Annotated in this window: 16 protein-coding genes; 7 read left to right on the top strand and 9 right to left on the bottom strand. The window is 65.5% G+C overall.

Going from position 1 to position 13517, the window contains the following annotated elements:
• Window position 1 precedes the first annotated feature (1 nt).
• A complete protein-coding gene (locus tag KBZ19_RS06770) occupies window positions 2-736 on the top strand; it encodes a hypothetical protein (RefSeq protein ID WP_255100343.1) in 735 nt (244 codons plus the stop codon).
• A gap of 126 nt (window positions 737-862) precedes the next feature.
• Here the strand turns inward: KBZ19_RS06770 and KBZ19_RS06765 are convergent, their stop codons facing one another.
• The 4 genes from KBZ19_RS06765 to KBZ19_RS06750 all read right to left on the bottom strand — a co-directional run bounded on the left by KBZ19_RS06765 (window position 863) and on the right by KBZ19_RS06750 (window position 3151).
• Complete coding sequence (locus KBZ19_RS06765) at window positions 863-1078, bottom strand: hypothetical protein (RefSeq protein ID WP_094511461.1); 216 nt, start codon at window positions 1076-1078, stop codon at window positions 863-865.
• A gap of 111 nt (window positions 1079-1189) precedes the next feature.
• Window positions 1190-1807, bottom strand: coding sequence for a hypothetical protein (locus KBZ19_RS06760; protein WP_255100342.1), 618 nt, complete (start codon window positions 1805-1807; stop codon window positions 1190-1192).
• Window positions 1798-2337 (bottom strand): hypothetical protein, encoded by a 540-nt coding sequence (locus tag KBZ19_RS06755; RefSeq protein WP_255100341.1) that lies wholly within the window; start codon window positions 2335-2337, stop codon window positions 1798-1800. The genes KBZ19_RS06760 and KBZ19_RS06755 overlap by 10 nt, the downstream gene beginning before the upstream one ends.
• Window positions 2315-3151 carry a MotA/TolQ/ExbB proton channel family protein gene (locus KBZ19_RS06750; RefSeq protein WP_255100340.1) on the bottom strand — a complete coding sequence of 279 codons (837 nt, stop codon included), beginning with the start codon at window positions 3149-3151 and terminating at the stop codon, window positions 2315-2317. The genes KBZ19_RS06755 and KBZ19_RS06750 overlap by 23 nt, the downstream gene beginning before the upstream one ends.
• A gap of 180 nt (window positions 3152-3331) precedes the next feature.
• Here KBZ19_RS06750 and KBZ19_RS06745 point away from each other — a divergent pair, with 180 nt between their 5' ends.
• Window positions 3332-3730 (top strand): thiol-disulfide oxidoreductase DCC family protein, encoded by a 399-nt coding sequence (locus KBZ19_RS06745; protein ID WP_255100339.1) that lies wholly within the window; start codon window positions 3332-3334, stop codon window positions 3728-3730.
• 70 nt (window positions 3731-3800) lie between these two features.
• Window positions 3801-4244, top strand: coding sequence for a nuclear transport factor 2 family protein (locus KBZ19_RS06740; protein WP_255100338.1), 444 nt, complete (start codon window positions 3801-3803; stop codon window positions 4242-4244).
• 709 nt (window positions 4245-4953) lie between these two features.
• On the opposite strand, the gene KBZ19_RS06735 is transcribed toward KBZ19_RS06740, so the two are convergent.
• Window positions 4954-5514, bottom strand: coding sequence for a DUF924 family protein (locus KBZ19_RS06735; RefSeq protein WP_094511477.1), 561 nt, complete (start codon window positions 5512-5514; stop codon window positions 4954-4956).
• A 130-nt stretch (window positions 5515-5644) separates the two neighbouring features.
• Here KBZ19_RS06735 and KBZ19_RS06730 point away from each other — a divergent pair, with 130 nt between their 5' ends.
• A complete protein-coding gene (locus KBZ19_RS06730; RefSeq protein WP_255100337.1) occupies window positions 5645-6442 on the top strand; it encodes a phosphatase PAP2 family protein in 798 nt (265 codons plus the stop codon).
• Window positions 6443-6456: 14 nt separating this feature from the next.
• On the opposite strand, the gene KBZ19_RS06725 is transcribed toward KBZ19_RS06730, so the two are convergent.
• Together KBZ19_RS06725 and KBZ19_RS06720 are read right to left on the bottom strand one after the other, a co-directional pair.
• Entirely contained in the window at window positions 6457-6639 is a 183-nt protein-coding gene (locus tag KBZ19_RS06725; protein WP_094511483.1) for a conjugal transfer protein TrbI, read from the bottom strand.
• Between the two features lie 398 nt (window positions 6640-7037).
• Window positions 7038-8558, bottom strand: coding sequence for an MFS transporter (locus tag KBZ19_RS06720; RefSeq protein WP_255100336.1), 1521 nt, complete (start codon window positions 8556-8558; stop codon window positions 7038-7040).
• Window positions 8559-9070: 512 nt separating this feature from the next.
• On the opposite strand from KBZ19_RS06720, the gene KBZ19_RS06715 reads away from it, so the two are divergent.
• A complete protein-coding gene (locus KBZ19_RS06715; protein WP_255100335.1) occupies window positions 9071-10189 on the top strand; it encodes an Acg family FMN-binding oxidoreductase in 1119 nt (372 codons plus the stop codon).
• Between the two features lie 31 nt (window positions 10190-10220).
• Window positions 10221-10643 carry a hypothetical protein gene (locus tag KBZ19_RS06710; RefSeq protein ID WP_094511489.1) on the top strand — a complete coding sequence of 141 codons (423 nt, stop codon included), beginning with the start codon at window positions 10221-10223 and terminating at the stop codon, window positions 10641-10643.
• A 357-nt stretch (window positions 10644-11000) separates the two neighbouring features.
• On the opposite strand, the gene KBZ19_RS06705 is transcribed toward KBZ19_RS06710, so the two are convergent.
• Complete coding sequence (locus tag KBZ19_RS06705; protein WP_255100334.1) at window positions 11001-11321, bottom strand: hypothetical protein; 321 nt, start codon at window positions 11319-11321, stop codon at window positions 11001-11003.
• A gap of 347 nt (window positions 11322-11668) precedes the next feature.
• Between KBZ19_RS06705 and KBZ19_RS06700 the strand changes: the two genes are divergently transcribed.
• Complete coding sequence (locus KBZ19_RS06700) at window positions 11669-11950, top strand: hypothetical protein (protein ID WP_255100333.1); 282 nt, start codon at window positions 11669-11671, stop codon at window positions 11948-11950.
• A gap of 484 nt (window positions 11951-12434) precedes the next feature.
• On the opposite strand, the gene KBZ19_RS06695 is transcribed toward KBZ19_RS06700, so the two are convergent.
• Entirely contained in the window at window positions 12435-13505 is a 1071-nt protein-coding gene (locus tag KBZ19_RS06695; protein WP_255100332.1) for a substrate-binding domain-containing protein, read from the bottom strand.
• Window positions 13506-13517 lie beyond the last annotated feature (12 nt).

The following is a 13517-nucleotide window of genomic DNA, read 5'->3' as shown; positions in this document are numbered from 1 at the left end:
CATGGCCCACGCCCTCTGCTTCGTTCTTCACGGCAGCGCCACCTGCGCCTCCAGCGGGCCGCCCCAGTGGTCAGAGCTGCTGACCCAGCAGCACGAGGCGATCACGGAGGCCCAGTCGCTCAGGATTTTTCGCTGCCCCCCCGGCTGGGACGGTTCCCTCGATGAGCTGGTGAGTGCCGGCCGGGCCAACGCCGCCGGCGACGACCCGTTCGAAGCCTTGCCAGACGCTTCCGCCGAAAGCTCGCCGGCTCGGCGGTTGCTCTGTAACGCCACCATTCCCCGCTTCGCGGCGGAGCGTCTCTGGCTCAGCGTCTACGACCTCGAGAGTGAAAACGCCTCGCCGCAGGCGGAACCCCGCCAGCTGCGGCTGCTCGACAGTTTCCCGCTCGCCGCTGCAGCCAACGAAACCTGCTGGTTCTTCCCCACCGACGACGGCCGTTACCTCTCCTGCGCCACCAATGAACAGGTGCGCTGCCTGCCCGGGTTCACCCCCGAGCTGCGCTTCAGCGACACCCCCTTCGCCTACGACCGCGCCGGCATCAAGGTGCTGTGGTCGTTGATGGCCGATGAGGAAAGCCTGCGCTGCGTTGGCCTCACCTACGAGCGGCGCCGCGTGGATTTCCCGCTGATCGAGCGCCAGCGCTCCGTCGACACCACCTGGATGGCCTTTCAGGTGGACAGCCAGGCCGAACAACCTCTGCAGGTGACCTCCACGATCACCACGTATCAGGGCTGATCCGGGCCCTGCAGGGTTGAGCTCACTGCAGGGTCATGCGCCATCAAAAAACCGGCCGGAGCCGGTTGATGGTTTCAGCTTCGATGCTGTCGATGGCGCGGTTGGGGCCCCGCTCAGCTGGCACGTTCAGCTGGCCTGGTTGTAGAGGCTCTCGAGCCGTTCGCGGCTGAGGTCGACGTACATCACCGAATCGCCTGGTTCCGGGGCTTCGGGATGGGGGCGGGGGGCTGAGGGAGCGGCGCGCCAGTCGGTCTGGCGGAGGTTCTGGCGCATCAACGCAAAGGCGCCGCCAGCGATGGCCGCGAAACAGGCGAAGTAGAAGAAGGCAAACAGTGCGTCCATGGGTACATCCTTTTAGCCACTCTAGTGTGACGTTCTGTTAAGCGTGGCTCCATTCAGGCCTTGCTGTGCAACCCAGCCCTTCTGGCCGCTGGACGCCTTCGCCCTCTGGCCTCACTGCACGCTTTCGCCCTTCCGGCCGCCCTCGCCCACACGCAGTGGGCCGCCCAGATGCTCCAGCCAGCCGGAGCGGAACCCGGCCGCCCGCGCCGCCTCCCGCACCTCCCAGTAGCGCTCGGCGCCATCCGGGCTCACCACCGCCACGATGTGATGGCGGCTGGTGCTGTAGGTGCGGATCCAGTCGCGGAAGGCACCGGCGCTCATCACCGCGGCGGGCCGGGGATCCAGCACCAGCTGGCCCTGCTCCGCTGTCACGAAGAAATAGCGCTGCAGCAGGCCTTCACCACCCAGCCCCAGGGGGCGCAGCCCATCGGCGCTCACGAACACGAACAGCGGCTCGGTGCCTACGTCCCGCACCTGCGGCAGCCGCAACTGCACTGGCGGGCGGCGGGGCGGTTGGCTTGTCTGCGGCAGCGGTGTTGGCAGCGGCGGGGCGGGCGCGGCCGCTGCCGGCTCCCGTTGCTCAGGCGCTGACGAGGGCCCGCCTCGCACTGACAGCGCCATCACCACGGCCGTGAGCATCAGTACCCCCAGCACGTTCATGAACACGTCGATCAGGCTGTCGAACGACAGCTCGGTGTGCCCCTGACGGCCGCTGCGTCTCACCGCCATGGCGTGCGCGCTCCCTCGCCGATCGGCTCGTAGCCCAGCTGCGCCCCGGTGCTGCGCAGGGCGCCCACCAGCGGTTGCACCGCTGCGAAACAACTGCCGGCGACGGCGAGATAGATGTAATCAGTGCGCACCGCCTCGGCGATCAGCTCCGGCGGCACCAGGTCCAGATCCCAGCGGGCGGTGATGCTGCCGTTGATCGGATCGTGCCGTTCCACCTGGCCGTCGCGGCAGAGCAGGAAGGTGGTGGAGCCGGTGATCGGCACCCCATCGGCGCTGTTGAGCGCCACCAGCGGGGACGACGCGGCGGTGGGCACCTGCATCCACGGATCCGCGATCGGTTTCGCTGCCGCCGCCGGTTTCGCGGTGGGCTTGCTGCGGGGCTCGACCCGGGCCGTGCGGCCGCGGTCCACCCCGAGCGAGAGCGCCAGCACGGAGATCACCAGCAGCACGATCACCATCACGGCGCTGAGGATGTCGAGGAAGCCGATCAGATCGATCGACGCGTGCCTACGGCGCCGGGCTGGTCTCATCACGGCTCAGGCGGGGGAAGAATCCGTCGTTGAGGGCTGTTTCGATTTCACCGGCCAGCTGGTATTCGCTCCGTTCGCTGATGCTCATCAGCACCATGCACAGCACTGCCGTGATGATGCCCAGCAAGGTGGTGTCGAAGGCGGTGGAGAGCCCGCCGGTCACCGCCGTGAGGCTCGACTTCACCTTGTCGAGATCCTCCACATTGGCCAGCAGACCGGAAAAACCACCGATCGAGATCGAGATGCCCAGCACCGTGCCGAGGAATCCGAGCATCGGCAACACCCAGATCATCGTGCGGGTCACGCCGTAGCCGTCTTCGATGTCGGCCTGGGTGAGGGCGATGTCGTCCTGATGCAGCTCGCGGGTGGCCCCGCGGGAGCGGGAATCCTGGAAGCAGCGCAGCAGCCGGCAGAGGCGATTGGCGATCAGGCTGCGGCGCTGGCCCAGCAGGATCAACATCGTGCGCACATCGGAATCGGCCGGGCGCAGATCCACCAGCCCGCGGGGCACCCAGTCGCGGCCCACCTGGCGCCGCTCCCGGCGGCACACGATCAGGCGCCGCAGGCAGTAATCCACCACCGTGATCGCGATCGCCAGCGTGATCGGCTGGGTCACGCCCCGCTCCAGCAGGAAGGCGCCCACGGCGCTACCGCGGTAGGGGGTGGCGGCGAACACCAGGGCCAGGGTCAGGATCACCCCCACCACGATCGAGAGCAGGGCGGGGCTGCGGATCCAGCGCCGCGGCGGCAGATCCAGCAGGGCAGGCGCGAGATCCTCGACGTCGCTGGCGGCCGGCCCGGGCGTGTCGATCATCGGCGGGCCATGGGACTCCGAGGCAGCGGCGGGGGCGACGGCGAATGGTGGCGGGCGCTGGTGCCGGCTTCGACGTTAGGGCGGACTCCCCTGGTGGTTGGCAGCGGCAGGCTGCCGCGCACGGGCCCCAACGCAAGGTCTCGCCCCCGGCCCCTGCACCGATTTTCTTAGCCTCAGTCCATGACGGCCACCGCTCTCACGCTTCTGTACGACGGAGCCTGCCCGCTCTGCCTGCGCGAGGTGGCGCTACTGCGCCGCCGCGATGCCGGCCGGGGCCGGCTGGCGTTCGTCGATATCGACGCCCCCGGCTACGACCCCGCTGCCTATGCCGGCATCAGTTACCGCGACGCGATGGGCCGCATCCATGGCCTCAGCGCCGATGGCACGGTGCTGCGCGATGTGGCGGTGTTCCGCGAGGCCTACCTGCAGGTGGGTCTGGGCTGGATCTATGCCCCCACCACCTGGCCTCTGCTGGGCCCGGCCGTCGACGCCATCTACCGGCTTTGGGCCGCTTGGCGGCTGCGCCTCACCGGCCGCCCCGACCTTGACACCCTCTGCGCCCGCCGGGCCGCCCACTGATCTCCGCGCCGGGCCGCCCGCTCAGCGCTGCGATGCTCTGCCTCAGCCCGTACCACCAACCCGTTGCCCCATGACTGATCCCGCCGTGCCGCCCCTTACCGCCGCCTCGCTGCAGGCCCTGTTCACCAAACCCTATGGACAGCCGGCCCCCACGCCGGAGCAGTGGCGTGCCGTGTATGCCGAGAACGTGCACTTCAGTGATCCCACGCAGGAGGCCACCGGCATCGATGCTTACCTCGCCGCCCAGGAGGGGCTGATGAAGCGCTGCGACGACGTGATGCTGCGCTCCGAAGCGGTGGTCGTCAGCGACCGGACCGCCTTCGTGGAGTGGGTGATGGGCCTGCGGATCAAGGGCGTGGAGTTCGTCTATCCCGGCACCACCCGCCTGCTGCTGGATGAGGCGGGCAGGATCGTCGACCACCGCGACTACTTCGACTTCATGGGCCCCACCTTCGCCCCGGTGCCCGTGATCGGCCCCTTCGTGCGCTGGATGTACCGCCGCTTCGTGAGCTGAAGCTGCCCCGGAGCGGTGCGAGCAGGGGAAGGCGGCACAGACAGGGCTGTGGAGGGGGCCCATTGGTCCTGCCTGATCCTCAGCCTTTCAGCTCACTATGGGTGCTCAGCGGATCTTCAGTTGCTGCCTTGGGATTGGCTGCGCGAGTGATCGAGAGGGCAAAGCAGAATGATCAGGGACGGAAAAATTGATAGGCAGGCATGAGTGAACTATTAGAGAGAAGTGAGAAGCTCTTGGCTCATTCTGCGCTTGACCATTATCTACAAATGAGTAAAACTAGCGCTCATCTCAAGGTGCTTCAGATTGCAGCCTTGCCTGGCCATTGTTTGTTCTCTCTGATTCCGGTGGACCAGCACCCAGCTTCAGCCACGGGCCAGGGCTTTGGATCCGTCGACCCGGGTTGCGGACCCCTGACCCCACCCCAGGAGAATCCGCAAACAGGCACTGCGGGCCTTGATCTTGCGGCCGCCCCTGCGCCTTCTGGGACAAACCCATACATCCCGGCCCATCGCGATCCTGGCTACGAGGCGCTCGTGTATCGCTGCAAACTCGAACTGCAAGCCGAGCGCAAGAAGGCTGATCAGTTCCTTTCGCCAGCCTGTACAGAGATCAGCGGCAACAATCCCGCGTGAACCATCGGCGGGGGTGTGTCGCGCCACTGCCTACCGGCAACCCCACGGCCTGCCGGCGACCCCACGGCCTGGCCGCCTCAGAACCCTGAGCCGGGGGTCTGCAGGAAGGCGAGTTCTTCGCTGCTGGAAACTCGCGCGAGGGAGTCGTTGCGGTGCGGGAAGCGGCCGAAACGGGCGATCACCTCAAGGTGGCGGCGGGCAAAGGCGGCGGTGCGTGCATCGGTGAACTGCTCGAACAACGGGCCGGCCGCCTCTTGAACGGCCAGGTCTTCCGCATGCATCAGCGGCATCAACCAGAACTGCCGCCGGGCCTGGTCGGTTTCGGCCGCTACCCAGCCGTTCGCCACCGCGCTCTGGCTGAGCGCCAGGGCCGCACCATCGCCGCTGAACGCCATGGCGGAGCCCCGCCAGATCTGGCGGGGAAACTGATCGAGCAGCAGCACCAGCGCCAGGCCGGTGTGCGGCTGCCGGCCCCAGGCCGCCAGCTCCCCGGCCACCGCCTGGCGGGTGAGGCCGATGAACCGCTCCCGCACCTGGTGGTCGAAGGCCGGATCCTTGAGGAACCACTGGCTGGGCGACGCGGCTTCAAACCAGAAGGCCAGCACCTCCGCCCCCAGCTCCTCGGCAGCAGCAGCCATCAGCCTTCAGCAGTTGCCCGCATCCTGATCGGCCGGCTGGGGCTGCAGATCCTGCGGCCCCTCAGATGGTGATAGGTCGTTATTCCCACTCTTTACAGTCGGTTTCCGCGAGCAGCTGAGGATCAAGCTCATGCGCCTTGGACTCTGTCTGTCGGGCCTGTTGCTGCCCTCCTGCCTGGTGCTGCTCAGCGGTGATGCCCTGGCCAGGCCCAGCACCGAGTCCGTCGCCCAGTCTTCGGGCCAGCCGAGCGATCCGGCGGCAGGCCTGCAGCTGGATCCGGCCGCCTTTCGTGCCGTGATCGGCCAGCCGCCCGCTCCCGCCAGCCAGGCGGAACGCGACGATCTGGCGATCCTGCGCTGGAACCAGCGCACCCGCACGGCAGAGGGAGTGTTACTCAGCTGGCACTTCCTCAACCGCAATCTCAGCGTGTTTGATGCCGCCATCGGCACCAACCTGCAGGACGCCTCACCGACGCTTTACCAGGGCCTTCCTGCGTTCCTCAGCCGTGCCGACACCCTCAAGAATCAGCTCAAGAATGCCGTTGCCCGGCCGCGCCCCTTTCTGAGCCACCGGGATCTCAGGCCCTGCCTGCCGCTGGAATCGGGTTGGTCGTTCCCCAGTGGCCATGCCACCTGGTTTGCCACGGCGGCCCTGCTGCTGGCCGATGTCGTGCCGGAACGGCGGGAACGGCTGCTGCTGGTGGGCAGCCAGGGGGGCCATGTCCGTGCCTACTGCGGCGTGCATTACCCCAGTGATGTGCTGGCGAGCCAGCGCCTGGCCAAGGCGATCAGCCAACAGGTGATCGCGTCTCCCCAGTGGCAGGCGTTCCGGCAGCAGGTGGCGCAGGATCGCCAGCGGCTGCTGGTGGCCCCGCCCGCCGGTCTGCCGGTGCTCACCTACGCCTCAACAGATAGCGAGGGGCTCTAGCCCTCCGCCGAGCCTCAGCCGTGGCACTCGCAGCCGCAGCCGGCGTGGCAGGGTTCACCGTTGGGGTGGCCACTGGCGCAGGCGTCGCTGCAGAACAGCAGGGCGCCGTTGCGGAAGGGGGTGTCGGCCTTCACGCTGCAGTGGCAGCCGGGGCAGGCGCACTGGGTGGTGGTGGCTTTCTCCAGGGTGGCATTCATAGCCTTTCCGCGAGCAGGTTTCTGCCTCCACTCTGCTGCCGCTGCCGCCCAGCTGCTTCATTCTGAAACCGGATGGAGCGGCGCCATCGCCGTGCAGAGGCTGGCGGCGGGCACACAACTTCATGGACGAGTGTGTCTGTGCTTCTCCGCACCTGGCCATTGCGCGACCCGCAAGCGGTCGCAGCATGACGAAACCGAAGCACCAGGATGTTCCGACCGTGCTGCATACCATTCCGCTACTGGCCGCCACCTGTCTGGCGGGATTTGCGATGTTGCAACTGCTATTCAGCGCTGGCAATTGGTAGGGGGTGCTGGATTTTCTGGCAAGAAAACGGACAGATTCAAGCCCAGCCATGAAGGCGTGGTGCGGAAACTGGAGAGTGCGCTCTGCATCCCCATCACCGGATCCCCTTCCCATCGCTACGGCTGGCGATGGGCCTCTCCGTCACGCGCGATACCACCGGCACCTCTGCTCCGCGGCCAACGGACACCGCCGCTCCCACCAGCCCGAGTGCTGCCGCCAAACGAAACGCCAACTGCTGCGCCCCCAGAAAGGCCTCCAGCTGGGACCCGCCAAGCCGCGCACCCACCTCCCCCGCCAGTGCTGCTTCTGCCCCTGCTGCGCCGAGGCCGCTGGCGAGCAGTGATGCCGCCAGCGCCGCCCCGATCGCCTGTCCGAAGTTCCGAGCCATCGACAGGAAGCCGTTCGCCACACTGAGGTGCTCGGCAGGAACCGTGTTGAGCGTGGCGCTGTTGTTGGGGGGATGGAAGAGCCCGCCGCCCATGCCCAGCAGCACCAGCGGCCAGACAATGCTGGCGGTGGAGGCGTCGGGACCCAGCCAGGACAGTCCGACCAGGCCTGCACTGATGCAGAGCATTCCTGCTGTGCTGAGGGTTCGCGCACCGATCCGATCGCCCTGGCTGCTGACCGTCAGGCTCGTGGCCGTGAGAACCAAGGAGAGCGGCACGATGAGCACACCCGCCATCACGGGCGAGCGTCCCAGAACAAGTTGCGCATACAACGGCAGCAGGAAATAGCAGGACACCGCGGCAACGAAGTAGAAGGCGGCGGCCACCGAGCCACAGGTGAAGGCACGCCGTCGCAGCAGTTCGAGATTCAGCAGCGGTCTCGGCAGGCGTCGCTCCACCTGCACGAACAGGGCCAATGCCACCACGCCGCCCAGCAGGATCGCCAGGCTGGCTGGTTTCAGTCCAGCCTCGGAGAGTTGTTCAATCACCAGGAAGGGAGCACTGGTGGCCACGACTGCCAGCACGGCACCCGTCCAGTCCATGGCGGTGCGGTCCAGGCTGCGGGGGCGGGCCTTGAGGATCCGGAGGCTGAGGATCAGTCCGGCCAGGCTCACCGTGAGGATCACCAGAAAGAGGGAGCGCCAGCCGAACTGGCCGATCAGCAGGCCGCCGAGCACCAGCCCCGTGACCTGAGCCAGCGCCAGGATCGAGGCATTGACGGCCATGGCTTTGCGCCGCTCCTGCTTCGGGAAGACGGCGGTGATCTCGGCCATCACGTTGGCCAGCACCAGGCCGCCGCCCACACCCTGGAGAACGCGGAAGGCGATCAGGGTTTCCACCGTGGGGGCCAGCGCACACAGGACCGACGTCACGACGAGGACGCCCATGCCGATCACGACGATGCGGCGGCGTCCCCAGATGTCGGCCAGGCGGCCGGCCGGCAGCAGGGTGACCGTCACGGTAAGCATGTAGGCGACGATCACCCATTTCAGAACCGATAGGCCAACGCCGAACTCACGCGCCATCGCCGGCAGGGCGAGTGTGACGATGAACCCATCCATATAAACAACGAAGTTGCCGCATTCCACGGCGGCCAGGGTCCACCAGCGATCGGGATTAGGCGGGGGCGTCTCTGTTTGTGTGAGGGCAGCTGGGTTGTCTGAGACCATGGCAGTGTGTGCCCTGATAGAGAAGCCTTCGATGCCTGACTCTAAAGGAACGTGCTGGTCGTGGAAGGCAGCGAGCCGCTGCTGAAGCATTCACAGGGATCGATAGCCAGGGCCCGACTGACCCTATGGTCGAACGATCATGCAGGTGGACGGGATTGGCAGGGACCTCTGTCTGCACGTGGTGATGAGAGCCATCGCCCTTTTCTGTCTTGTCGTTGGGTTGGCAGGATGAAGGATTGTGCCGTTGGCGAATGCTTGACCATCACCTTCGCAGGGGTCCATGCGCCCCATTTCCATCCCCATTTCTGCCCTGGCTCATGACCGATACCGGAATCCGCCGGCTGCCACGCTTGCTCACTTCCGTCAGGCGCAGGCGCGGCTGAAGCCTGCGATGACCGTGCAGCTCCAGTAGACCGTCATCCCAGCAATCTCTCATTGCGACGGGCTAAGCCTCAGATCTCTTTTTGCCCTCTGAGCTGAACCGTCTGGTTTCATGAGCAGTAGGTTGAATCATGACGACCCGTCGTGAATTTGTGGTCACCGCACTGGCCACCGCAGCCGGCACTGCCACCGCCAGTGCCGGCATCTCTTCATGCTCACCGGAGCCCAGTGCTGACAGCTATGAAGCCTCAGTGGATCGCGCCTGGCGTCACAGCAAGGCCGCGTCCGGCGACATGCCTTCTCTGCTGCATGAGCTTGTGCGCTACGCCACTCTGGCGCCGTCCAGCCATAACACGCAGTGCTGGAAGTTCCGCCTCCGCGATGGCGCCATCTCGCTTGAGCCGGATCTTTCACGACGCTGCCCTGCTGTCGACCCGGAGAACCACCATCTGTTCGTCTCCCTCGGCTGTGCCGCCGAGAACCTGAGCCAGGCGGCTTTGGCCCATGGGTGGATGAGCCACTCCGGCTTTGATGCGGCAGGGGGCACTGTCTTGCGCTTCGCCTTAACGCCGACAACACCCGTCGCGTCAACACTGTTTCAGGCGATTCCCGAGCGCCAGAGCACACGTGGTGAGTATGACGGCCAACCCCTTGCTCGCGATGAACTGGACCTGTTGGTGAAGGCCGGTACGGGCGCAGGCGTTCAGCTGATTGTCCTGACCGAACGCAAGGCCATGGAGACGCTCCTGGAGTCTGTCGTTCAAGGCAACACGATCCAGTTGAATGATGCCGCCTTCGTGGCTGAATTGAAGCAGTGGGTCCGATTCAACGGCCGTGAGGCGGTTCGAACGGGGGATGGACTCTACGCCGCATCGTCTGGCCACCCGTCTGTGCCGACATGGCTGGGACGCCTGCTTTTCAGCCTGCTGCTTTCACCGAAAGGCGAAAACGACACGTACGCCAAGCATGTGCGCAGTTCTGCCGGTATCGCGATCTTCGCCTCGGAATCCCCAACGCCGCAGCAGTGGGTGGAAGTGGGGCGTTGCTATGAGCGCTTTGCCCTGCAATCGGCAGCCTTGGGTATTCGCACTGCGATGCTCAATCAGCCCGTAGAGGTGTCCACGCTGCGCCCGCAGCTTGCTGATGATCTGGCTCTCGGAGGGTGGCGGCCCGATCTTGTCGTCAGGTTCGGCCGAGGTCCCAAGCTGCCGTCTTCACTGCGACGGCCACTGCAGGAGGTCCTGATTTGATTCGCACGGCTGCGCTACCACTGATGGATTGATGGATCGTCTCCCCTTTCGAACCATCAAGGCTGGAATCACCTACTTCGTATTGGTGTTCGGTGTGGGCTTTGTGCTGGGCGTGATTCGAGTGACACTGCTTGTGCCGCGCCTTGGTGAACGGACGGCGGAGCTCATTGAAATGCCGTTCATGTTCGTGGCCATTGTGGTGTCGGCCCGCCTGATCATCTGGCGTTTTCGTCTTCCCGCCAGTGCCATGATCCGCCTGGGGGCTGGATGTCTTGCGCTGGGTCTGTTGGTTGGCGCCGAGGTCTTGCTTGCAGTTGCCATTCAGGAGCGCACGCTTGGCGAGTATGTAGCCAGCCGGGATCCAGTTTCTGGTGGTGTCTATCTGGCCATGCTGGTGCTGTTTGCTGTGATGCCGCTTGTTCTGGCGCGCCTCCCATCGGCTTCCCGTGTGTGAGCCTTCTCCATCATCCAGCCACCTATTGCCTGATGATGCCGCGCCTTGTCGTTGGTTCCCAGCGCCGCACAGACATGTTGCGAGGAGTGCCCAATCACACCGGCAGCATCGGCAGACAGTGCGCCTTGATTCCATGCACTGAATCCATGCACAGAATCTATACACAACATGCATGCACGGATTTCATACACAGCTTCCCTGCATCAGAGCCTTGCCGCTGAACTCAATGTGTGGGGGCCTCCGGTCTTCCGGCATTGTGAGTTGTAGGCACATCACCCCACGAGCCCAGGCTTTCGCTCAGATCTGTCAATGCCTGTAAGCTACGTTCACCAGCCTCCAATCTGATCAGTGATGGCATCAGCCCGGTTGCTTGCTCTCGCGGCCATCAGCTGCGGCACCCTTGCCTGCTTCCCCTGCGGCGCCCATGCGCAGAATATGGAAGATGACCTGATCATGCACTACTGCACCAATGCCGTCAACGCTGAAGTTGCCCTTTCGGGCAAGCCAGCACCCGCCGGTCTGGCTACGTACACGTGCACCTGTGTCGTTGATCAGGTGCACCAACGTGTGAGCATCAGCAATGCCAAGACAATCTGCAAGCAGCAGGCTGCCGCCAAGTTTGGTCTCTGACGTTATGCTGGGATAGGGAAACAGTGGCGTTGACCATTGTTTAGACACGCTGGCTTTTACAGTGGAAAGCCCTCAAGCGGTTGGTCTTGGGTTTGTTGAGGAACAACGACCCCTCCCCTGTCTCACACCGGGGAAGACTGACTCACCTCCGAGCGATCCTCAGGCTGCAGCTGTTTGATTGCTCAGGGGTCGATACTCGACTCTTCTGATGGCTTCATCGGCATCACCAGCTGCGCCAAGAAGCCAACGCGGATAGAGAGACACTCTGCCAGCTTGTCATTGTTCCTCACCAGTGCAGACAATCAAACGTTTGATTGTTTTGTGACAGCTAGTTGCTTGTGAATCAGTCCCCATTCAGCCCGCTGCTTCCCTTGTGCGACGCTGTCACTGACAGCATGATCCCCAAGTTGATCATCAAGAGATTGCCCCTTCTCTTCTTCGACATCCTTGGGATCACTCCTTGGCCGATCAAGGCGAGCTCCACCCATGCGATTGCGATGACGCTGCCAGAACGTACGGTTGGCTCGAGTCCGATGAACCCTTTCGGCATCGATCATCTCTGGCTGATGACCATGACGGTAGCGACAGACTCTCACTTGATCCTTCAGGCCTGCTCCTTCACTGGAGGGGACGTGGCTCAACCGATCCACACGGGTGAACCCATCACCCGTGACTGATCTAGAGATCTACCACATGCTGACTCGATTCAGACAAGGGCTTCGAATTCGACATTGAACCTAGCCTCGCAATCAACAGTTGACCTGAGAGAAGCGTCTATGTGGTTCACGATTCGATCGGAGCAGCTTCTGCTACCTGAGTGGTAGAGAGTTCTCCGCTGGAGTCCCAGTTTGCTCCTCGCCAAGAGCTTTTAGCACCAGTGTCTTCTTGCAGCCAGCGGCCAGCCACCGTAGTGGATAAGAGCATCAATGCCGGCAAGAATGTGCTCCAGATGGCCGGCCTGGCACTTGAGTGACTTGCGAATAGGGGCGGAGCGGGGGCTGATCGCCACCTCACCTTCGACAGGGCCGCACCGGGGCAGCGGTGATCCACGACACAACCCCTGGCTGAGCAGCGCTCAGCTGGCCAGCGGCGCCCAGCCGGGTTGCCCACCCTCGGGACCTGGGACCGGCCCCCTGCCCCCGCCCCTTTCGCCCAGCCTCCTCAGCCCGCCTGCTGCCACTGGCGCAGCAGTTCCTCCACGTCAGCCCGCCCGGGGCTGGGCAGGCGCCGCACCCGTTCGCCCTCGGCGCTGCCTCCGCTGCCGTTCGGAGCACGGAAGCCGCTCTCCCGCAGCACCGCCTGCCCTTCCGGGCCGGTGAGGAAGGCCACGAAGCGCTTGCCCTCGCCGCCGCCGCCCACCCCCTCGCCCCGCAGCACGGCGGCCGCCAGCGTCATCTCGATCGTGGGATCGGGTACCAGCAGGCGGTAGCCCCCCGGCCGCCGCTGCTCCGCCTCGGCGGCCCGCAGCAGGGCGGTGGACTCATACACCAGGGCCACGTCGCCGTCGTTGGGGCCGGCGCTGATGAATTCCCGCAGCAGGATGTCGGTGGAGCGGGCCGGGCGGTACACGGCCCGCTTCAGCGCCCCCACCGAGGCCTGCCCCGGCTGATCGAGGCTCCACAGCGCCAGCAGCATCTGGCCGGAATTGGAGCGCAGCGGATCGGTCGTGCGCAGGTCGAAGCTGCCCCATGCCGCCGGAGCCCCCAGGGCCGACCACTGCCCCGCCGCGACGGCCCGGCGCAGGGCCTCCCAGGAGAAGCGACCGCCCGGGAACAGCCGCTCCGCCCGCTCCGGCCACACCACCGCCACCATTACGGTGCGGGCGATCGGGCGGGGTGCCTCCAGAAACGGGCGGGGATCGCCCTGGGCGTCGCTCGCGGCCGCGAACGCCTCCAGCTGGTCCTTGTTGGCCGGAATCAGCACCCGCGCCCGCTCGGGGTCACCCTCGAGGTTGCGGTTCACCATGTCCTGGGCGCCCTGCACCTGCCAGCGCAGGTCGATGCGGGGATGGCGGCGCTCGAACAGCGGTTCCAGCCGGCGCATCGGCTCCTCCAGCTCCGAGCCCACCGCCACCAGCAGCGGCCGCCGCAGCCCGGGCAGGGGCGCGGCGGCCAGCACCAAGGCCGCAGCACCGATCGCCAGGGAGAGGCAACGGCGGCGGGTGATCGCAAGCACCGTGAGCTCTCGGCGGGAAGGCGGGGAGGGCGCTGACAGGCGCTTCCCGAGCCTCAAGAATACGGAGAA

Source organism: Synechococcus sp. L2F, assembly GCF_024345695.1.
Classification (GTDB): Bacteria; Cyanobacteriota; Cyanobacteriia; order PCC-6307; family Cyanobiaceae; genus MW101C3.
The sequence above is the reverse complement of the archived record's forward strand: the minus strand, read 5'-3'. Positions and strand labels throughout refer to the sequence as shown.